The sequence below is a fragment of the Halopseudomonas xiamenensis genome (assembly GCF_014219065.1).
Classification (GTDB): Bacteria; Pseudomonadota; Gammaproteobacteria; order Pseudomonadales; family Pseudomonadaceae; genus Halopseudomonas; species Halopseudomonas xiamenensis.
Map to the genome: position 1 here is coordinate 38,010 of NZ_JACLGO010000015.1, position 21,641 is coordinate 59,650.

At 55.5% G+C, this 21,641-nt stretch carries 18 protein-coding genes; 14 read left to right on the top strand and 4 right to left on the bottom strand.

From position 1 onward, the window contains the following. Nucleotides 1-65 precede the first annotated feature (65 nt). The 10 genes from H6X51_RS11460 to H6X51_RS11505 all read left to right on the top strand — a co-directional run bounded on the left by H6X51_RS11460 (nt 66) and on the right by H6X51_RS11505 (nt 11,095). Nucleotides 66-1,259: an MFS transporter gene (locus H6X51_RS11460; RefSeq protein WP_074779637.1), complete on the top strand. Its 1,194-nt coding sequence runs from the start codon at nt 66-68 to the stop codon at nt 1,257-1,259. 277 nt (nt 1,260-1,536) lie between these two features. Beyond that, entirely contained in the window at nt 1,537-2,757 is a 1,221-nt protein-coding gene (locus H6X51_RS11465) for an acyl-CoA dehydrogenase family protein (RefSeq protein ID WP_074779639.1), read from the top strand. Nucleotides 2,758-2,808: 51 nt separating this feature from the next. Further along, nucleotides 2,809-3,510: a TetR/AcrR family transcriptional regulator gene (locus H6X51_RS11470; protein ID WP_074779641.1), complete on the top strand. Its 702-nt coding sequence runs from the start codon at nt 2,809-2,811 to the stop codon at nt 3,508-3,510. 240 nt (nt 3,511-3,750) lie between these two features. Beyond that, nucleotides 3,751-5,130: a DUF1329 domain-containing protein gene (locus tag H6X51_RS11475; protein WP_074779643.1), complete on the top strand. Its 1,380-nt coding sequence runs from the start codon at nt 3,751-3,753 to the stop codon at nt 5,128-5,130. Nucleotides 5,131-5,199: 69 nt separating this feature from the next. Next, nucleotides 5,200-6,498, top strand: a complete 1,299-nt coding sequence (locus tag H6X51_RS11480; RefSeq protein ID WP_185267646.1) for an alpha/beta fold hydrolase — start codon at nt 5,200-5,202, stop codon at nt 6,496-6,498. Between the two features lie 84 nt (nt 6,499-6,582). Beyond that, nucleotides 6,583-6,930, top strand: coding sequence for a nuclear transport factor 2-like protein (locus H6X51_RS11485; RefSeq protein ID WP_074779648.1), 348 nt, complete (start codon nt 6,583-6,585; stop codon nt 6,928-6,930). A gap of 223 nt (nt 6,931-7,153) precedes the next feature. Continuing rightward, entirely contained in the window at nt 7,154-8,392 is a 1,239-nt protein-coding gene (locus tag H6X51_RS11490; RefSeq protein ID WP_074779650.1) for a multidrug effflux MFS transporter, read from the top strand. A gap of 117 nt (nt 8,393-8,509) precedes the next feature. Beyond that, nucleotides 8,510-9,040 (top strand): CoA transferase, encoded by a 531-nt coding sequence (locus H6X51_RS11495; RefSeq protein WP_074779652.1) that lies wholly within the window; start codon nt 8,510-8,512, stop codon nt 9,038-9,040. Beyond that, nucleotides 8,982-9,515, top strand: coding sequence for an SDR family NAD(P)-dependent oxidoreductase (locus H6X51_RS11500; protein WP_235818265.1), 534 nt, complete (start codon nt 8,982-8,984; stop codon nt 9,513-9,515). Before H6X51_RS11495 ends, H6X51_RS11500 begins: the two co-directional genes overlap by 59 nt. 548 nt (nt 9,516-10,063) lie before the next feature. Then, nucleotides 10,064-11,095 carry a hypothetical protein gene (locus H6X51_RS11505; protein WP_074779656.1) on the top strand — a complete coding sequence of 344 codons (1,032 nt, stop codon included), beginning with the start codon at nt 10,064-10,066 and terminating at the stop codon, nt 11,093-11,095. Between the two features lie 81 nt (nt 11,096-11,176). Here the strand turns inward: H6X51_RS11505 and H6X51_RS11510 are convergent, their stop codons facing one another. From H6X51_RS11510 to H6X51_RS11525, 4 genes are all read right to left on the bottom strand, one after another. Further along, nucleotides 11,177-11,983 (bottom strand): FkbM family methyltransferase, encoded by an 807-nt coding sequence (locus H6X51_RS11510; protein WP_074779658.1) that lies wholly within the window; start codon nt 11,981-11,983, stop codon nt 11,177-11,179. A gap of 179 nt (nt 11,984-12,162) precedes the next feature. Continuing rightward, nucleotides 12,163-12,516, bottom strand: coding sequence for a hypothetical protein (locus H6X51_RS11515; protein WP_074779660.1), 354 nt, complete (start codon nt 12,514-12,516; stop codon nt 12,163-12,165). Between the two features lie 38 nt (nt 12,517-12,554). Continuing rightward, complete coding sequence (locus H6X51_RS11520) at nt 12,555-13,832, bottom strand: cytochrome P450 (protein ID WP_185267647.1); 1,278 nt, start codon at nt 13,830-13,832, stop codon at nt 12,555-12,557. A gap of 43 nt (nt 13,833-13,875) precedes the next feature. Further along, on the bottom strand, nt 13,876-15,462 hold the full coding sequence (locus H6X51_RS11525; protein ID WP_074779664.1) for a phytoene desaturase family protein: 1,587 nt from the start codon (nt 15,460-15,462) through the stop codon (nt 13,876-13,878). A 509-nt stretch (nt 15,463-15,971) separates the two neighbouring features. Between H6X51_RS11525 and H6X51_RS11530 the strand changes: the two genes are divergently transcribed. The 4 genes from H6X51_RS11530 to H6X51_RS11545 all read left to right on the top strand — a co-directional run bounded on the left by H6X51_RS11530 (nt 15,972) and on the right by H6X51_RS11545 (nt 21,606). Continuing rightward, nucleotides 15,972-17,330 carry a DUF1329 domain-containing protein gene (locus H6X51_RS11530; protein WP_074779666.1) on the top strand — a complete coding sequence of 453 codons (1,359 nt, stop codon included), beginning with the start codon at nt 15,972-15,974 and terminating at the stop codon, nt 17,328-17,330. Nucleotides 17,331-17,399: 69 nt separating this feature from the next. After that, a complete protein-coding gene (locus tag H6X51_RS11535; RefSeq protein WP_074779668.1) occupies nt 17,400-18,308 on the top strand; it encodes an alpha/beta hydrolase in 909 nt (302 codons plus the stop codon). Nucleotides 18,309-18,539: 231 nt separating this feature from the next. Then, nucleotides 18,540-20,201 carry a DUF1302 domain-containing protein gene (locus H6X51_RS11540; protein ID WP_074779670.1) on the top strand — a complete coding sequence of 554 codons (1,662 nt, stop codon included), beginning with the start codon at nt 18,540-18,542 and terminating at the stop codon, nt 20,199-20,201. Between the two features lie 52 nt (nt 20,202-20,253). Beyond that, nucleotides 20,254-21,606 (top strand): DUF1329 domain-containing protein, encoded by a 1,353-nt coding sequence (locus tag H6X51_RS11545; protein WP_185267648.1) that lies wholly within the window; start codon nt 20,254-20,256, stop codon nt 21,604-21,606. The last annotated feature ends 35 nt before the right edge of the window (nt 21,607-21,641 follow it).

A 21,641-nucleotide genomic window follows, 5' to 3' on the forward strand; every position in this document is an offset into this window, starting at 1 on the left:
AGTGATTGTTTAACCCCGGACACCCACCAGGATGAAAGGGGTTTTTCAATTCAGGAGCCAGCAGTTTGGATACCCGTACCACAGCCCCTACGCAGCCCACGCTGTCGATCATTTTCATCGTCTGCTTCAACTTCATGTCATATGTGGCCAGCGGACTGCCTTTGGCGGTACTGCCCGGCTTTATCCTCAACGAACTCGAATTCGGCACTGTCTGGGCTGGTATCGTGATCGGTGCACAGTATGTGGGAACACTGCTGTCTCGACCATTGGCCGGCTTGCTTGCCGATCGCTTCGGGGCCAAATCCGCTGTCATCATTGGACTCGTCGCCCTCGTTCTTTGCGGGATACTGACCACACTGGCCATCGTGATGTATTCCTCGCCCTGGCTCAGCATTTGGCTCCTACTCGGCACCCGCGTGATCCAAGGCTTCGCTTCAGCGATGGTTTCCACTCCGTGCTGTACCTGGGCTATCGGCTTGCACGGCAAACCGCATACCGCACGGGTAATGTCTTGGAACGGCATTGCCGCCTATGGCGGTATCGCCGTCGGCGCGCCACTGGGGGTGTTGATCAGAGACCAGTTCAACCTGGCCAGCATCGGGATGTGCATCGTATTGCTCGGACTGTTTGCGCTACTGGTGGCGGTCGTCAGACGCCCCGCGCCGCTGGGGCGCGGCGAGCGACTACCCTTTCTCCACGTGTTGTGCTCGGTATTGCCCAACGGTCTGGTACTGGTCTGCAGTTCGGCCGGTTTCGGCAGTCTGACCGCCTTCATCGCGCTCTATTTTGATAGTCTCGGCTGGTCGAACGCCGCTTGGTGCCTGACGGGCTTTGGTATCGCCTTTATCTTTGCCAGGCTCGCCACGCCCAATGTGATACCACGTTTCGGTGGCTATCCTGTCGTGAAGCTATGTCTTTCAATACAAGGCTTGGGGCTGCTGCTGGTTTGGCTGGCACCCTTGCCCGAGGTCGCGATTCTCGGTGCATCCCTCACTGGGCTGGGAGTGTCCTGGGTATACCCGGGACTGGCGGTGGAAACGCTGGCACGCACCCCGGACGCCAATCGCAATTCCGCACTGAGCGCGCTTTCGCTGTTCTTCGATATAGCGGTGGGTTTGGCAGGTCCGTTGATGGGGCTGCTCGCTGCCAGTTCAGGTTTCGCCGAGGTTTTTCTCGGTTCGGCGCTGCTGGCAGGCGCCGGTTTCATACTGGTTATGGCCCTGCGCCGGGCGGCCCGCCAGCCAGTACTGACATCCTGAGCCCAAGACAGCCTGCATCCTCAGGTTCAGCAAAGAGCAAGTAGTCCACACACGTCATCTGAGTGATCGCTACGGACGCAAGTTACCGCTATATTTGGTCTTCCCTGAAAGCCTACATATCTTATCTCCCCTGCTCTCGGCTCCTGCTACGCATGGGATATGCGGCAAATAAGCCAGCACCACATATTTTCATACTCCAGCCAAAATCACTTTACAAAATAAACACAGTATATATTATGACAACATTGTCACTGTGATAAAAAATACAAGGTGAGAAATGCAAATAGCCCACGAGACATCCGAAGACCTCCACCCCACTCCCGTAACGGCCGTACGCAAGCTGTTGCCACTAATCGAAAGGCATGCCGCGCAATGTGAGCAGGAAGGCCGTGTCCTGGATGAGGTAATTGAGGCACTGGAGCAGGCCGGGCTGTTCCAGATGATGTTTCCCAAACGGGCTGGAGGATCGGGGCACAAGATCATCACTCACATCGAAACTGTGGCCGAAATAGCAAAGGCTTGCCCTGGCACCGCCTGGGCCTTCAGCCTGCTTTCCGGAGTAACCGCGTCAGTCGCATCCATGCCCCCGGCAATTTCAGAGTTGGTCTTCAAGACAGGGGCAGAGCGAGTTTGCAGCGTCGCTGCGCAAACCGGCACTGCGCAGGCAACAGAAGATGGGTATGCCATCAGTGGCCGATGGGGATACGCATCGGGCTGTCTGCACGCCGACTGGGCACTCAACGGGGTAAAAATCATCGACGAGCAGGACCAGGTAATTGATGCCGGGTTCGCCCTCATGCCACTGCAGCATCCACAGGTGCGAATCGAGAACACATGGCATGTAGCCGGAGTTTGTGGCTCCGGCAGTAACACCGTCGTTGCGGAAAATATCGTAGTCGCCCCCATTCAGATATTGCGCTATTCCGAACTGCGACGCAGCAACGCGGCTGATCCCAAGGTACTGGCTGCCATGGAGCCCAGAGATCGCTGGCCAGTCGAACCTCTTTTTCCTCTAGGCGTCCTCGCTCCTATGCTGGGCGCCGCCAGCGCCATGCTGGAAAAGGTTCGGAAGAGCTTGCCCGAACGCCAGATCATCGGCTGGCGCTACGACAGCCAGAGCGAGTCGCAGGTGTTCGTACAGCAACTGGGTGAGGCTGCAATGGAAATCGATTCCGCTTGGCTGCATATCCGCCGTGCTGCGGAGCAAATTGACAATACTGCACAGATAGCCCCATTGAACGGCTTTGAAAAAGCCTGTATTCAGGCGGACTGCGGCTATGCCATGGGTCTCCTGCGCAAAGCAGGCGAGCGTCTGATGGACATCGCCGGCCCCGCCGCGTTTGCTCAGAACAATTCCCTGCAACGCCTGTGGCGAGATCTGAATGTGGGCAGTCGTCATACCGCACTGAACACAAGACTTTCACTCGAACTCTATGGACGCGCTCTGACCGAACGGGAATCGAATCTTCTACTTTTACCCGAAATAAAGAGACAATAAAGGTTCCCCTCCGCACACGGCCGGTTCGAACTTTGACGGATAGGAATTGAGATGAACAACGAAACTGCACGCCCGACCAAGATGGACGAAGAGCTCGATTTTCGGGTGAGAGTCGCTCGCGAGAAGCGTGAACGCATGCGACAGCGCCTGCTCTTCGCAGCACTGGATGTATTTCTGGTGAGCGAACGCACTAAACCGCCAGTTATTGATGATGTCATTCTCAAGGCCGGGGTTTCTAGAGGAACCTTCTACAAATACTTCGACTCTCTGGATGAGGTGCTGGCAGAGCTCGGCCAGCAAATGGCAGATGAGATGATCGAAACCTATGAGCGGATTTTTGCGCAGCTTTCCGACCCTGCCGCCAAGGTAGTTGCCGGACCGCTTCTGTCGCTTACCCATGCCGGCATGCAACCACAGAAGGTGGCATTCACCTCAAAGGTCGATTTTGTCGGCTACCTGTCTCTCAGCAAGCGCCTCGGCAGCATTGTCACAGCCTGCCTGAATGAAGCTAAACAGAGCGGTGCCGTACACTTCGCGTCACTTGATGCCGCTACCGATTACATCATCGGGGCCACGGTCGAAGGCTCACGAAGAATGATGCATAACCAACTGTTCGATAAGGAATACCTGCATGAATTGGTATTGCTTATCATGCGTGGATTTGGCATGAGCAACGAACAGGCCACGCAGGCAATCAATATCGCATGGGAACAACTCAACAGCCATTCTGACAACTTGCCCTGGTGGCACTGACGGGGCAGCCATTTCAAGCGGGAGGAAAGAAGGAGATGCCATTAAATAAAAACCTGAAGTTCTAAACACACAAAATTACAGGCAATGGCTCGACTATAGCTGGAACTCTCTCATTGCCGGTAACAACCACCTCTCCGAACTCAAGACGTTCGCGACTGATGTCGTGATCTAGGAGTCGTGTTCCCAAAATAAAAACAAGAAAGCCGACCTCTCTTGCCTGTAAGACGGGTCAGCCAGGAGATGAAAATGAAAGCCTTGTACTCTATTGCATGTGGAACCCTCCTTGGTCTCGCGGGCGCGGCTCAAGCCACCGTCGATGCCGCTCAAATCCCAAACCATGACAGTGGGTTAACCCTCTTTGGCAGTAATCAGGCGGGCAATCACGACGGAACAATACCACCCTATAGTGGTGGCCTGACTCAGGCACCAGCCGACTTCAAACCCGATAGCGGATTCTGGACCAACCCATTCAAGGATGAAGAACCACTGCTACGCATCGATGCGCAAAATGCTGATCAGTATGCAGACAGGTTGAGTGATGGCCAGCGTCATCTGCTGAAACAGTTCCCTACCTATCATCTCAACATCTACCCGACCCATCGGACCGCGGCCTACCCTACGCATGTACTTGAAGCCACCGCCCGCAACGCGGAGCAGTGCAATACCACCAAAGATAATCTGGCAGTCGAAACAGCATGCCGAGGCGGTCTGCCCTTTCCCGCGCCGGCCAACGGCAACGAGGTCATGTGGAACCAGTTGCTTGGCTATATAGGGGATACGGCGATCCAGGCTCAGCACAACCGTTCATGGCGAATAGCGCGCAACGGCGCCAGAACCATGACGGCCGACCAGTCGACCTTCAGTGAGCGCCCTTATTACCAGACAGGACTGGGTGACCGCGATCCTCAGATGTTCTGGCGGACCTACTCGATTACCCAGAGCCCTGCCCGCAAGGCCGGGGAGATCACCGGTGTGTTCGACTACCTGGACACTGTCAGCAAACCGCGACGGGCCTGGAGCTATACCACCGGCCAACGCAGGGTAAAGCTTGCTCCGGAATTTGCCTATGACACACCAGTGGCCAGCCTGGGTGGTGGGCTCCTGTTCGATGAACTGTTTCTGTTCTCCGGCAAGATGGATCGCTTTGACTTCCAGTACAAGGGCGTCAAGGAAATGTATATCCCCTATAACAACTATGACCTGTATACCCCCGCCGGTCAGTGCGACACCGAAGGGCAGTTCGTTGGTTCGCACATCAATCCCGCTTGTGAGCGCTTCGAACTGCATCGTGTCAGAGTCGTAGAAGCTACCCTCAAGCCCGGCATGCGGCATGCCTATTCAAAGAGGACCTATTACCTCGACGAGGATCTCAGCGGAGCGGGCATGTTCGACGCTTTTGACCAGAACAGCGACCTGCACCGTGCCCTCTTCAATACCATGATCCAACTCTATGATCAGAAAATTCCATGGGCAGTCCGTAGTCATACCTACGATTTCAATAGAGGCATGCTTACCGTACTGGGTGATGCCTACACAGGCGGCTTCAAGGTCATGCCGGAACCACTCCCTGAGCGCCACCTGAACCCTGAGGCCATCACTGCACGGGAAACCGTGCGCTAACCTGACTCCCCCCTCGCTTCAGGTCAAGTGAGGGGGGGATGAGTCTTGCCACAACCGGAGGAATAAGAAATGGAGCTGATAAAGATCATCGGCCATGCAGGGATTTCCCTGGTCGCGGAAGCCGGCGGCAATTCCGACAACCAAGCGGTACTGTTGCTGCACAACCATCAGCAAACCCGCCATGAATGGGCAGCGTTGGCCCGCCGCCTGATGCATACCGGATTCTACGTTGTATCACTCGACCTGCGCGGTCATGGCGATAGTGGCTGGAATGAAGACTACTCTTTGTCCGCACTGGCGGATGACGTTCATGCCGTATTGCAGACGTTGCCAGACAAGCCAGTCATTATAGGCTCCGGACTGGGTGGCAAGGCTGCTTTGCTGGCCGCCGGCAGAGAAAATCAGCGATCTGGCATGGATATCATCAGCGCCATGATCATGATCGATGTTCACAGCCGAAGTGACATACGCCTCGACAAGCAAACGCTCTATCGGGGAGGCCGTGATCTCAAAAACCTTATTGACGAGCTGAGCAACCATATAGGCGGTGCCAGCAACACATCCATGCTGCATAAATATCTGCGTTTACGAACACCTGGTGTATGGCACTGGCACAGCGACCCTGGTATCGAGTCGACAGCAGCCGTCAGTACCTGGTCAGATATCGAACTGGAGCAGGTCACGGCTACTCTGGACATTCCAATGCTGCTGGTTCAAGGCGATGAAAGAAAATGCTGGCTTGAGCAACTGGCCAAGACCATACCCGGAGCAACACTGCTCACACAGCCTGGGACAAGGCAATGGCTGAGCACTTCGGCGGAACTGGATGGGTTTGATCTCGCGATCCTGCGGTTTATTGAGAGTAGATGCGCTCCTACCTTACCTGCCAGAGCTGATACTCGTCTATTACGCCGCACGCTTGGAGCGTTCGCCACCGGTGTCACGGTCATTACCACCACCGATGAGCATGGCAAGCCTGTCGGTCTTACTGCCAACTCGTTCACCTCGGTCTCCCTAGATCCACCGCTGGTATTGTTCTGCATTGACAAGCGTTCTGCCAGCCTAAAGATCTTCGAGAAGAGCCAAGCCTTTGGAATCAACGTACTGAATGCGGATCAGCAGGACATTTCACAGCGATTTGCCAGCAGGAACGAAGACCGCTTCGCTGATACACCATGGGAAATGTGGGAGCTCAAAGTGCCCATTATCCAAAACACAGCAGCCAGTTTCGAGTGTGCAAAACACCATGTTGTCGATGCAGGTGATCACCTAATCTTCCTCGGCCGTGTCCATCATTCTTGGCTCGACTCCCAGCGCTCCCCGCTTCTGTACTTCCAGGGTGGCTACCACCATGTACAACGCCATTGACATATACCGGTCAGGCAAAGGCCTTGTCGTGCCTGCCGATTTCTCCGCGCAACCACACGAAAACCAGTCACAAAGGACATCATCATGAACGACAGCAAAAAGCTTGAGCACTTTCTCCACGTACAGGTGGAGCACTGGAACAAAGGCGACAAAGAGGGCTTTCTCGGCTGCTATCGCGACATAGCTGAAAACGGGCTTGATATCGAATATGTGGGGTACCCAAAAGCTGATCCATGGGTAACGCTGAATGCCATGTGGGACCAGGAACGTGAAAAAATTCGTATCGATATCCTGGCCGCTATTGTTTCAGGCAACGAGGCAGCCTGTCACCATCGGAATAATCGTACTACCGGAGAACCGGCCACTCATACCATAGAGCTATACAAATTTGAGAATGGTCATCTGAGTGCCCGTTATTTTATTGGCCGATAGCGGCGACAGGCCCCAATCTTTCCCCCTGCACTGCGACACCAACCATAGTGCGGGGGCTAGCCGGGCCTCATAACCGGCTTCAATTTGTAGAACCCACCTAACAAAATATTCTTTATGCGAAATCACATTCTGGATTAAAACCGATCACCCTGCTAATCTGCATGTCCCCAACAGAGTGACTAGGTAACAATGCTACTCACAAACTTCCCCCTCAGTAGAATCCATGAATAGTTCTGGATCCACGCCATTTTTTCCTCGCTGGCTGTTTTTGCTGGCGATGCTTACGGCCCTCTCCCCTCTGTCCGTTGACTTGTATCTACCGGCTTTTCCAGCAATTGCTCAGAGCCTGGGTGTTCAGTCTGCTGACGTGCAGATAACCCTTGCCGTCTTTCTATTCGGGATGTCCGTAGGACAACTTGTTTACGGCCCCTTGAGTGATCGCTACGGACGCAAGCCACCGCTCTATTTTGGTCTCGCGCTCTTCTTGCTTGCCTCCTTCGGGTGCATGCTTGCCACAGACCTGGCGACTTTGACCGTAGCCCGGTTTTTCCAGGCCCTGGGCGGCAGCGCGGGCGTGGTTGTCAGTCGCGCAGTCATCCGCGACCGCACTACTACAGCACAGGCTGCCTGGGCCTTCTCGATGCTGATGCTGGCACTGGGACTGGCCCCTATTCTCGCCCCCGTCGCTGGCAGCCTGTTGTTGAAGGTTATGGGCTGGCGGGAGATATTTGCCATTCTGGGGATTGCCGGCACGATTCTGCTGCTGGCAGTGCACTTCAGTATGCGCGAAACGCTGTCCAGACACACCGCAGAGCGCCTTGGTGTGGCGGGCACATTCAAACGCTACGCCGATCTATTCCGCGACCGGCAGTTCATCATGTATGTGCTTATCATTGCCCTGCCCTTCGGCGCGATGTTCGCCTACGTCGCGGGTGCTCCGTACGTGATCATTGAACTCTACGAGGTGCCCGCCGTGCATTTCGGCTGGCTCTTCGGGCTGAATGCGTTCGGCATGATTGCGGGCTCCCAGTTCAATGCCCGGGTGGTAGCACGCTTCGGCCCGGCTGCATTATTGAATGCCATTCTCTGGCCGCCATTCCTGGCAGCGCTGGTCGCTCTCACAGCCACCTTGGCAGGATACGCTTCCTTACCGCTGCTGATGGCCTGCTTCTTCGTATACATGTTCTCCATGGGTATGTTGTCGCCTAATGCAGTAGCACTGGCCATGGCCAGTCAGGGTCATCGCGCAGGATCGGCGTCTGCAGTTATAGGTGCCGTACAGTTTCTCTTTGGTACCTTGGGTGCCGTTGCGGTGAGCGTCTGGGTCATGCCCAGCGCAATACCCTTGACGGGAGTCATGGTGATAATGATGGGCACCAGCCTGCTCATCCATCATTTCGGCCATCGCCACAACATTCTCATTCTGCACGGCTCAGACATCGAGCCGTCGGCCCTGAAATAGGAGGCAAAACTGACTGGCACTTGCAGTGGCCCGGCGAAGTGAACAAATCAGTCGGGTATCACAACAGTCCATTCAAGCGTTCTTCACTGGACAACAACAAGACATCTTGAGGTGCTTATGAATGAATCAACGTTGCATGGGCTGCGTGTCGTCAGCCTGGGTTCAGGCATCGCAAGCGCTGCGGCGGGTTTGCAGCTTTGCGAGGCGGGCGCGGAGGTGATCCTGGTCGAGCCGCCTGGCAATCCGGCTCGACAGGAGCAGGCGCTGTTTGCTGTGCTTAATCGGGGTAAACGCAGCGTCATCTTGGATATCAACGAGCCAAAGGGACAGCAGCGACTCGAACAGCTGCTGACATCCGCCGACGTATTCATCCACGAGTTCAGCCCGAAAGTAGCAGGCACGCTGGGGCTTGACGATGCCCAGTTGGCGCAGCGCTTCCCGGGTCTAATCGTTGCAGCCATTACCGGCTGGCCAAACAAACATCCGTTGGCTGAAGCAAAGGCACGTGAAACGCTGGTGCTGGCGCGGCTTGGCCTGCTCGATGAACAGCCAGGCCACCGTGAAGGGCCAGTATTCGTGCGCATGCCGTTTGCCAAGTCTGGACGTGCTGGTCAATGCTGCCGGAATAGCGCCCAACGCCACTGCTGAAGAAATCACCTTGGACGAGTGGGAACAGGTATTCGCGGTAAACACCCGCGGCACCTTTCTGACCAACCGCGCGGCATTCAAGCGTATGCGACAAGATGGCGGGCGGATCATCAACTTCGCCTCGGCAGCCGGCGTGGGCGGTCAGCCTGGCAAGGCGCACTATGCCGCCAGCAAGGGCGCAGTCCTAGCATGGACGCGCACCGTCGCACGCGAGTGGGGCCCGCACGGCATTACCGTTAACGCCATCGCTCCGGCGATGTGGACGCCGATGTACGACGCCACCCGCGCCAGCATGAGCGAGATCCAGCTCAAACAGCACGATGCAATTATGGCTAGCCTGATTCCCATTGGCGGCCAACTTGGTGACGCCTCCTGTGACCTGGCACCGATGCTGGTCTTTCTCGCAGGCGAAGGGTCACGTTTCATAACCGGCCAGACCCTGGTGGTTGACGGCGGCATGTTGATGCTGAGTTGACACCACGATCGAATACAGATGTCTGGTCAAGCTTGACTTCGGCGGTCTGGTTACGCCGCTTCATTGCCCCTCGCAGGAGGGGCAGATTTTACCTGGAGTAAAACGATTCATTCAATCGTCTTGTTGCAGCGCCTTCCCCTCGCCACAATGCGCATGCCGCGCCACAGCCCGCGCCACACCTGACCTGCAGCAGTAACCATACCCTGTCTGCATGCCCTCTCCTCCAACTTACTCTAATTCTTTATGCAGAACCAAATTCTGCAACGTAGATTATCACTCATTGTTCTGCTAGCTTCAGGGCATGCAATAAACAAGCGAACAGAGCACTTGTCAGTGTGGGTTTAATAACAAAAACAAAAGGTTAAATTCTAATGAGCCATACAAAACGGCTTTACACGGGTAGCGCGAATCGCCGCGTCGTCATGTACCGCACGCTGGACAGCTCAACGCTGGAATGCATTCGTTTCTGCGACCAATTCTTCCGTACCCTGCTGCGACCAATAACCAGCAACAAACAAACCTGACCATCACCAACCATGAGAGAGACTATGCGACATTTTATAGAGGTTCCTGAACGCGGCGACTTTGCTTTTCAGCAACTGGTAGGTCCACACAAGGTAACCGGACCGGCAATGGCTGGCGAAAGAGGATTCTTCGGACTGCAGTTGAGCAAGAGCGCTCCTTTTGGCTCAGTGCGCGACGAAGAAGGCAACATCTATTCCTTTGTGCGCTCCATCCTGGCGCCCAGTGGCACACCCAATCCGACAAAGTTCATTTATCAGTCCAACCATATAGATGGCAAGCACATACGTATGGATCAGGAGCGGATGGCCGCCCAGGCATTGACTCCACGACCTGTCCAGACACTCGAAGGCGATACCGTACGCTGGTCCAGCCAGCCGGACGAACCAGGCAATGCCTGGGAACTCACCGCATCCAGCGAGCGGTTAACCTGGAAGGAAGAGGGATTGTTCGAACTCGAAGGCAAGCTGATCGGCTCTGGCATGCAATGGTATATCCCGGGCGTAGAATGGGGCACTTTCTACGTTTCCCAATTATGGGATCTCAAAGGTACATGCGAAGGGCGGCCGGTTAAAGGCGCGATGGCCCTGGATCAGATGTACATGGCCGAAGGCGGCGCCATTCATTTCAAGAAAGACCTCGTTGTAAACAATAACATGCACGTTATCTGGTGGACATTCGTAACTATGTACAAGGACGGTACGTGGGATGCCGGATCCTTCATGGTCGGACACGATAACCTGGGTTATGCCATTCTGATGAACGAAAAAGGTGAGATACGCACCACCACGGACATTGAAGGAACGACGGTTCACAAGGACGGCAGCTACTTCCTGGAATCCGCCCATATCATTCTCGAGGGCGAGGAAAAATGGGAGTTCCTACCGGATCCCAAGGGTGAAATGATCGACTTCGTCGGCGGCTTCCCGATCACAGCCCAGCAGGAAGGACGGTGGCGCCGGGTGGGCGACACCCGCGAGCCTGATCGCTGGTTGGCCTGGGGCGAGTCGGATCGTCGCAACGGCTCCGCACGCAACGTGAGAGGTGCGGATCTATAACTCGGCAAATGGCGCACCGGCATCTATTCCTGACGGACATGACCCGGTGGCGCCGACGGCGTATCTCACTATCGAGCGGACTCAGACACTCCGCTCGAACACCCAAGTCTGGGATCTAACGTGGCAAAGCCGGAAACCCTGACCCATTATCGTGTTGACCACGCTGACGGTAGCTACATCGCCAATTTCAGGGGTATGGAGCTCGACCATGATCAAGCGCAGGTCATCGGGCAGCTTGTGCGGCAACAGCCCCACCTCTGCACCCTCGATATCTAGCACGAGAACGCTGGGGCGAATGCTCTCTAACAGGTCGGAAATTCTCGCAACCTCAGTCTCGACTGGCTCTCCAGACCCATGATCCAGCACCGAACTCCACCAGTATTCATCTTGCACGCGAAGCGTCAGCATCTCGCCTGAGAAGTCGTCGGCTACCACGGCCGCTGCAATCAGCTGACATTCGTGTCCATTCAGCCGAACGTTCTGTCGGATGATGTCGTGCATCACCTCGTTGGGCTCGACTATGGTGACCGGATTACCCGAATGAATGGCCGCCAGCGAACCAGTTATGCCCGCCCCGCCGCCGCACTCCAGCACCCTGTCCCCAGGCATGACCAATTTCTCGATCAGTTCAAGATCGGCCTCCTCATAATCGCCCATCGCAAAATAGTAAGCCATGCGTGCGCTGCCCCCCTTTGCCACCTGCATCTTCAACGGGCGCAACGGGTGCTCCAATACTTCAGGCTCGCCCAAACTATCGAGCCATGTACCTATACGTTCGATCTGCTCCAGATCGTCCGGCTGATCCTTCGGCCAGACGTTCAGACCTCGCTGTGAGACGATCTGCCGACGCTCTTGTATGCGCCAGTCTTCCACGAGTTGTTTGATCATAGGGAATATCCTGGATGAAATTGCTCGCCCGAGTTTTTGGGGGGAGTACGCAAACGGCAGATAACCATAAAGTAGAGCTGAGCGCGCATTTGTGCGCAGCCTGGTACGCCAACATATGCCAGATACCAGGAAACCGCAGTGTTAGCTGCGGTTTCCTAGAGTTCAGACTGGACCACCCATCATTGCTTGATGAAGTAGCGTACCAGCGTCTTGCCCTGATCGAACTTGTACAGCTCAATGGTTTCGATCACGCCACTGCCGTCACGCATAACGTTCCTGTGGTGACAGGCTGCTTCGTTGGCGGCGATGATAGAGAGCTCCACCTCCACGATGAACTTGCTGTTCTGCTGCTCCCACATGTTTTCCAGTACCGAAAAACCTTCAACCACAGGCCGGCCCAGATATTCAATCTCCAGCCCATTGGGGGCAACGCTTCTGTAGTGCGCAAAAAAGCCATCCCGGTCGCCGGCGTTCCAACACTCCAGCTGGCCATGCAGAAACGACTCGATTCCCTTGCTATCGATATTGCTCATCTTTTCACCTTGCTGATTCGTTAATCATGTACCGCGCTTCAGTCCCAGATCACGTGAACGGATTTCGCGCCCCGCAATTGCGCCCCGGCAATCTTCGGTGCGGGCATATCGGGATCCAAACGGAGGTTGGGGAACAGATCAAGAATGCCGTTGATCGCACAGGTGAGCTCCACCTTGGCAACGAACTGGCCAATGCACATATGCGGACCGAACCCGAATCCCAGCGAGGGACGGGATTTACGATCAATATCGAAAACATCCGGATCGTCGAACGCCTCCTCATCCCGGTTGGCGGAAATCACCATGCATTGAACCATCGAGCCTTTCGGCACCATAACACCCCCAATCTCGACATCCTTGGAGGCCTGGCGGACCTTGAAGGTCGAAACTGGCTCGTAACGCACAGTCTCGTCGATCAACTTACCAATCAGCTTACGGTCATTGCGGACTCGCTCCTGCAACTCAGGCCGCTCCAGCAGTAACGTCATCACCGAACTGAATGTCCGCGTCGTGGTTTCTCCTGCAGCGGGCAGGAGTGAACGGACGAAAGTTGTGACCTCATGATCATCCAGCGCCCGCCCCTCATATTCCGCATTGATGAGCCTGCTGATCAGATCAGTGCCTTGAGAGCCCTCGGCACGCTTGGCAACAACCACTTCCTTGATTGCATCGTAAAGGCTCTTCACTGCCTGGCCCGCCAGAGCACCAAAAATCCTGGCCTTTTCCGGGTCGATCTGGTTGGCTGCCACAAGAGCCAAAGCCCAGCTGGCATACTTCTTGAATTTCTCTGGATCGTCGGCCGGAAAGCCCATGAGTTCATACATGACACGAATGGGGAAATAGAGACCAAAATCCATCAGATTGGCTTTCTTGTCTGGCGCCATCGGAAGCAGAAACTCTTCGCGGATGACCCGTTCAATCTCGGGCCGCCATTTATCCACCGTTTGCGGCATGAATACCGGCTGGAGCAGTGCCCGGGTACGACGGTGCTGTTCACCATCCATTGCAAGAACAATCAATCCGTCAAAAAAGGCGCCCATTCCTTCGGCAATAAAGCCGCTCGTAAAAGTCTCCGCGTCGCGCAGTACCGCAATCACGTCCTTGTATTTGAATAGCGTCACCGCGCACTTCGGTGCCTTAGCACTCGCGTTGGTCGGTACTTTCAAGTAGGTATCGACAAAGTCGCCCTGCATGACCGGTTCGTTAAGGAGCTTTTCCCGGCAAAGTGCATGAATATCGACGTCTGTACCGAGGTAGGTGTCCGAGACCGCATGGTAGGCGGCTTCAATATCAAGTTCCTGAAATGTAAGTGACATAGCATATTCTCCTGATTAAGAATTTAATTCTTGTTGTTTATTGCTAAGGTTTCTTGGCTAAATAACTGGTCACCCGTTTAGCTGCCAGCCGGCCGGCCATACCATTCACACCGCCCCCAGGGTGACTACCAGCGCTGCCGAGGTATAAGCCCGCCACCGGCAGAGTGTCGCCGCCCAACCCGTGAGCCGGACGCATAGTGCTTGAACGCATCGTGGTGGTATCGATATGCACTACGCAGCCGTTTACCGTGTTCAGCCGGGCGGTAAAGTCGGGGGCAGCTTCAATCCGCCGCCCGATGACATGACCTTTTATGCCTTCCACATAATCGGAAAGTTGATCGATGACCTGATCCGCCACATCCTCTCTGATGGCGTCCCAGCCACCGGTCGGATTAACCGGCATGACCGGTGGATAGATGTAAACAACGTCCTGGCCTTCAGGCGCCTGTGAAGGGTCTGCCGCACTTGGCGCCGCCATGGTTACATATGGCAGCTGCGGTACTTCTCCTCGGGAGCTCGCGGCGAAATTTTCCAGCACCGCTTCTTCGGTACCGATCAGCAGGCAAGTATTGCGTAGATCCAAGCCATCACCTCGTGCCGCTTCGAAGCGCGGCACGGAAATCCGCCCATCCAGAGCGAGATCAATCTTGAGCGGGCCCGAGCCTTTGGCATTTGCCGGTGCCATGGCGATCCGGGTCAACAGGTGCCCGGGCATTTCGCCAGCCGTCACCATCTCCAGCGCGACCCTGGGATGGCAGCCAGCAATAACCGAGCGGGCCGTGAACTCGCGTCCATCGGCCAACTTGACACCCTTCACCGTATTTTGACTGGAAACGATCTCTGTCACGGTCGCAGAGGTAATGACCTCCCCACCCAACTCCACGAGCCTGGAGGACATTGCATTGCTCAACTGCTGCATACCGCCTCGCACGCGGCCGACACCGAAGCGGTGAAGAAAGCCGAGCAAGGCATAGTAGATGCCGCCACCATCAGCTGTGATATCGCCGGCCAGGCCAGTCAAGGCACACATCGCAGAAATGGTTACCGGATGCTCAAAGCGTTCACGGGCAGCCTGATGAGCGGAGCCTGTCATCAGCGCCATCAACTCCGGCTTGAGTTTGCGATTCTTGAGGGCGCTACCCACAACTTTCAATTTTGTCGTCAAGTTCAGCTTGGCCGGATCCACGCGCATCATCGGAAGCGCAATTTCCAGAAACATGTCAACAACAGACATGAACTCCAGAAATGCGTCGGCATCTTCTGTGCTATAGCGGCGGATCTCAGCGGCCGTCTTCAGGCGATCTCGCCAAAAGACCAGTGAGCTTCCGTCCGGGTGGAGATATACATATCCCGGTGCCAGCTCGATCATCTCGAATCCGTGGCGCTCCAAGTCCAACTCCTGGGGTACGTGGGCGTGGACACGCATCGACATCATATCCAAAGCGCAAGGATGCACCAGATGTTCGGGTGCCTCAGGGATCAGGAACCCCGACGATGCCATTCCGCCCACTTTGTCGAGCGCCTCCAGCAACAGGACCTTTTTTCCTTCCAGGCCGAGGTAACAGCCCGCCGACAGCCCGTTAGTGCCGCCGCCCACTATGATCACGTCAAAATCAGTCTTGTTATTCATGGCAGTATCCTATTCAAGCTGAAGAGCACCCTATAACAAAGGCCTACTCCGTGCTGCGCTACCGTTTTACCCCAGGTAAAACGATTGGAGCAGTTCGCGGCTGTCACTGAGGGAGCTGATACCATAGCACTTAAAATTCTTGGTGCAGAACTTTAATCTGCATATGGAATTAAAAAGCAATCTCTGCTAGGGTTCTCCTGGGCACTGCTATTTAAGCTTGGACGACAGATCTGACGTCGTTCCGGGGCTGTGAAAAAGCAATCCGCCGCTGAAAAAATAAAAATAAAGGACGACAAAATGAGAACAGATCTGGATCAGTCAGACCCACTATCCTGCTCAGTGCATTTATCAGCGTTTTTTGCGTTGGTGAATCAAGGCAGACCGCATTATTCCTTCACGGCCCTAAATCAGACACTTCCCATCCACAGCGACCTCGGAGCCCTGGCACCTGCAGCTGGCGGTTGGAACAGCAAGACTCCCTCTAACAACTTCAATAATGGAGCACTGTCATGAAACTGAGGATCGCAATTGGTCTATTACTGAGCGGGATATCTGCTGCCGCCCTTGCCGCCGTTAGTCCGGACGAGGCACAACAGCTAGGACAGAACCTCACATTTATCGGCGCAATCCAGGCAGCTAACGCCGACGGAAGCATTCCCGCTTATGAAGGCGGACTGCGCACAGCTCCGGAAGGCTTCCAACCTGACAGCGGCACCTGGGCGGATCCGTTCAAAGATGAAAAGCCCCTGTATCGCATCACCTCGGCCAACATGGCTGAGTATGCCGACCTGCTGAGTGCCGGACAGAAGGAAGTGCTGCAACGCAATCCGGAATACTACATGGACATTTACCCTTCGCACCGGACGGCAGCCTATCCACAGGAAGTGATGAGCGCGACTATCCGTAATGCGGGCACGTGCGAAACACATAAAGAAGGTCTCGCTCTGAAAGCCGATTGCCGCGGAGGGCTCCCATTCCCTATCGCAAAAAACGGCAATGAGATGATGTGGAATCTGTTGGTGCGATACAACGACGGTAAATACGGCACCACCACCTCTTCTTCCAATACCTGGTTGGTGGATCGCAACGGAAGCATTACTCGCACAGCGAACCAATCGACCTTCGTGGAGCGCCCTTATTATCAGCTTGACGTGCCCGGCCGCGATCCCGAGATGTTCTACCGTGTTTATTCTCTGACCAAAGCGCCAGCGCGCAAGGCTGGCGAACTGACCGGCATGATGGACTTCCTTGACCCTACAGCGCAGCCGCGCCGAGCGTGGAGCTACACACCAGGTCAGCGCCGCGTGAAGCTGGCCCCGGAGTTCAACTACGACACGCCGGTAGGCAGCATGGGTGGCCTCGAATTGTTCGACGAGCTCTTCATGTTCTCCGGCTCGCAGGATCGATTTGATTACAAACTGGTTGGTAGAAAGGAGATGCTGATTCCTTACAATGCCTACAAGTTCTACTTCGGCTGCGATGATCAGTTCCGAGCCGCACACGCAAATCCTGAATGCGAACGCTGGGAGAAACACCGTGTGTGGGAAGTAGAAGCAACGCTCAAGCCCGGCATGCGCCACGTTTACAGTAAGCGCATCTACTATCTTGATGAAGATACCTATGGTGCCGGTCTTTACGACGCATGGGATCAGAATGGTCAGCTGTACCGCGCTATGATGCTTGGTGGTGTGCAGTTCTACGACCATGACATTCCTTATATCGTTAAGCACACCATGTTCGATTTCAACAAGGGCATGTACGGCATCGTCAACGATGGCATGGATGGCGGCTACCGCGTGATGACGGAACCCCGGAGAGAGCGTGACATGAATCCGGAAGCAATCGTATCCCGCGAATCACAACGCTGACTGCACGTCCCAGAACCCTTCAGTTGCCTGCGCAGCTGAAGGGTTTCTTTCTATCATAGGAATCGACCCATGCGGCAAATCAAACTGACGTGGGACGTCAGCCATCTCACGCCCTATTCCATACCAGTTAATGTATCGGGCTCGTTGTTTGCCCCCGACCAGCCAACACCCTCCGATCAACCGCTCGATCTGCTGGTATGCCTGCATGGTGGCAGTTGCTCCAGTGAGTATTACCATCCAGAGCATATTGATCCCTCGTACAGTTTTGCCAGATACATGACCGAACGGGGCTATCTGGTGTTAGCCCTGGACACGCTCGGAATGGGCCGCAGCAGCAAACCCGAGCCCGAGAATCAACTGACACTGGAGATGATTGCCGCTGCCAGCGACTTTGTAACACGGCAAGCTGCTTCCTCTCTACAAGACGGCGAATGGCTTCAACTGCCGCCGAACAGCACACTGCGAGCGTCTGGCCTGGGCCATTCCATGGGCGGAATGCTGTCGGTCTATCAACAGGGCCGTTTTCAAAGCTTTGAGCGGCTGATTGTTGCTGGATGGAGCAACCTGCCACTGGATCTGAGCGACGCCGATATCGCCAGCATGCGCGCAGGTCTCTCCGACGGTGGCTATATCCCAACAGACCGTCAGCCGCTGCAAACATTGTTCCATCTCCCCGACGTGCCAGCCGAGGTAATAGCCGCTGATAACAAACACGCGGGCTTGACACCCGTCACCCTGGCGCTGGCCGCCCTATCCCCCGGCACGGTAACAAGGGAAGCCGCAGTCATCCGCTGCCCGGTTCTGCTGCTCTTTGGTGAAGTGGACGTCAGCGCCGATCCACAACGTGAAACCACCTTCTATCCGACCGCAAGCAGCATCGATCTGAAGCGTATCGAGCAATCAGCTCATATGCATAACCTGGCCCAATCCAGGCAAATCGCATGGCACGCCATCCATGAATGGCTGCTGGCACACTAGGAGACAATTCGGCTCTGCCCGCAGCCCCGCTGAGCAGCGCCGTACCAAGCCCTGCCACCTCTCAGCGCGGCTGCTTCCGCTCTATTCCCCGGAGGCTCTCACGTCCGCACAGCATGTAATCCAGCGATATATCCGGGTCTTTCAACGATAGACATTGGCGTTGTTCCCGCTCATGCAGTGGCGTCTACTGAAGACGTCGAACAACAAAAATAAAACTCACGGAGATGTTTCATGTTCAAGCCAGAGTTGACACCTATCAGCACAGCCGTAGGGCTTTCAGCTTTGCTTTTCTGTGCAAGCCAGGCCCAGGCCGCAGAATTCGAAACTGGCAATCCCGATCTGATCGGTCGCTGGGACAACACCATCCGTTACAACCTCGGTATACGCGCAGAAAGCCGCGACACCGCGCTTGGTAACAACGCAACCTACGACGAATCAAACTACAAATTCGATCGGGGTGACGTGGTCACCAATCGCCTGGACGTCATGAGCGAACTCGAGCTCGCCTACAAACAAAACCACGGCCTGCGAATAAGCGGTGCCGCCTGGTATGACGCTGCCTATTCCAACACCGACGTCAAGACCAACCCCGGCAATGTCTATTACCCCGGCGCAACCGCTGGCCCAAGCACTCCCAGTTACCGCGACGGACGCTACTCATCTCACACCGCACGATATCATCAGGGCCTGAGCGGCGAGCTGCTGGATGCATTCGTGTTTACCCGTTTTCATGTCGGAGATGTGCCCGTCAGCTTGCGAGCTGGCCGCCACGCTTTGTACTGGGGCAATGGTCTGTTGATTGCCGGCCACGCCGTATCCTATGCACAGGCTCCGCTTGACGGCCGTAAAGCGCTCGCCAATCCAGGCACGGAAACGCGAGAGATCTTCCTGCCGTTGGCGCAAATTTCCGGTCAAGCACAGGTTACCGACCGGTTTTCCATTGCCGCTCAATACTTTCTTGAATGGGATCCCACCCGTGCCCCTGAAGGCGGAACCTACCTTGCATCGGCGGACGTTGCGCTAGAAGGCCCGCAGCAGCTTCCCGTGGCTCCTGGCTTCGCCTTGCCCATCATCGACCCAGTGAAGCCCGGCAATCGTGGGAATTGGGGAGTGATGGCACGCTACGCTCTGGACTTCATGCACTCGGACATCAGCGTTTTCTACCGCGAGTTCGATGACTATTCGCCATGGGGACTGCAGGCCGGGCCCGGCTTTGCCCGCTATGTATATCCAGAAGACGTGAAGCTTTATGGCTTGAGCTGGTCCGCTGGCCCGTTACTGGGCGGCGCGTCAGTGGGCATTGACCTTTCCTACCGGGAGAACGCCTCGCTTGTCTCCAGCAGCTTCAATCTGGCCGATGGCCAAGGCGCTCGGGGCAATACCTGGCACATGGTCGCCAATGGTCTTTGGCTATTACCCACGACGCCGTTGTTCGACACCGGCTCGCTCATCGCAGAGATAGCTTATAGCCGCCTGGACAAAGTGAAAAGCAACGCAGACCTTTTCCGGGGAGAGGGTTACGCCGGTTGCGACGGGCAGGACAAGGACTGGGGCTGCGCCACACGTGACTACACAGGTGTCGCTGTCAACTTCACTCCGCAATGGCTGAGCGTATTTCCAGGCTGGAATATTTCCGCCCCCATAAGCCTCAACTACGGAATCTCCGGCAACGCCGCCACAGGAGGTGGGAGTGAAGGTGATTATAACTTCAAGGTCGGTATAAAGGGCATCCTGGACGAGCGCTATGAAATCAGTCTGGCGTACATCGGGTACGGTTCGAAAATGATCACCCGCGACATACCGGGCGTTGGCAAGACAGTGGTGGGCGGCAACGGCAGTGTCGGTCTGTCTGATCGGGACTGGGTATCGCTGACCCTGAGTACGGCCTTCTGAGACGACTTGCTGCCATTTACCGCGACATAAAACAATAAAACCGGAGATTCTCATGAATATGAATCGGATTGCGATCAGCTCTCTGCTGTTAGCCGTTGCCAGTCCTGCGATAGGCAACCCAGCCTGGACTGCAGATGATATTGGGCAAGCACTCACCCGCTTCGGATCAGAAAAAGCCGGAAATGAAGCCGGTACCATTCCCGAATACACTGGCGGGCTGCAAGTAGCCGCGACCCTGCAACCGGGCGATGGACTCTGGCCTAACCCCTTCGCCGAAGAAGCGCCGCTTTTTCGCATTACTGGAGAGAATGCAGATGAGTTTGCCGATCAGTTGTCGTCTGGACAGATGCGGCTACTAAAAGAGCATGCCGACACCTACTACATGGATATATATCCCACGCATCGTACGGCGGCCTTTCCTGAAGAGTTCCTCGCTGCAACCGAGCAGAATGCCAGAAATCCAGAATGCGGATCGATACATGATGGACTCTCCGTAAGCGAGGCCTGTCGGGGCGGACTGCCCTTCCCCATTCCCGAAACCGGGCAAGAGGTGATGTGGAACTATCTTCTCAACTACCAGGGGGTCAACGGCTGGGACTGGAATCACAGCGCCTACGTAGTGAATCAGGGACACATCACCCTGACCAATACCAACCGTTCTACCGGTGAAAAGCCTTTCTACCAAACCGAAGTAACAGGCCGCGATCCCAAGGTTGCATCACGCATCTGGTCACGCATCGTTGCGCCAGCCCGCTCCGCGGGTACAGCTTCTGGTTACTGGGATCACCTGGATCCCGTCGCGGACGATCGCTACGCCTGGAGTTACTCCACAGGCCAGCGACGCATTCGTCGAGCGCCCGAATTTTCATACGACACACCCAACTCGGCGTTTGGCAGCGTGTCCTTCTATGACGAGATTTTCCTGTTCTCCGGAAAAATGGATCGCTTCGACTGGACGCTCGAAGGCAAGAAGGAAATGTTTATTCCCTACAGCAACTATGAGCTGAAATGGGGCTGTGACATGGAAACCAAACTGATGGACAAGCATATAAATCCAGCCTGCGAGCGCTGGGAGCTGCACCGGGTATGGGTCGTGTCTGCCGAGCGCAAGGAAGGCATACGTCATGCGCAGAAGTCTCGACGCTATTACATAGATGAAGACACTTTCGGTGCTGCACTCTATGACGCATGGGACAACAGTGGAGAAATGTTCCGCTCAGGGGCTCAGTACAACATCCAGGCGTATGGAATCCCCAACAATCCATTGCAAGATTCATACTCACTTTACGACTTCACTCGCAGCCAATACGGCATGTTTGGTAACGGCCCCACACGCTACCGCGCCTCGCCGGTAACGGAGCGTGAAGCCAATCCGCAGACCATCGCCGCCGGCCAGCGCCGCTAAGCCAAGAATCACCACGTCCGGAGGTGCGCCTCCGG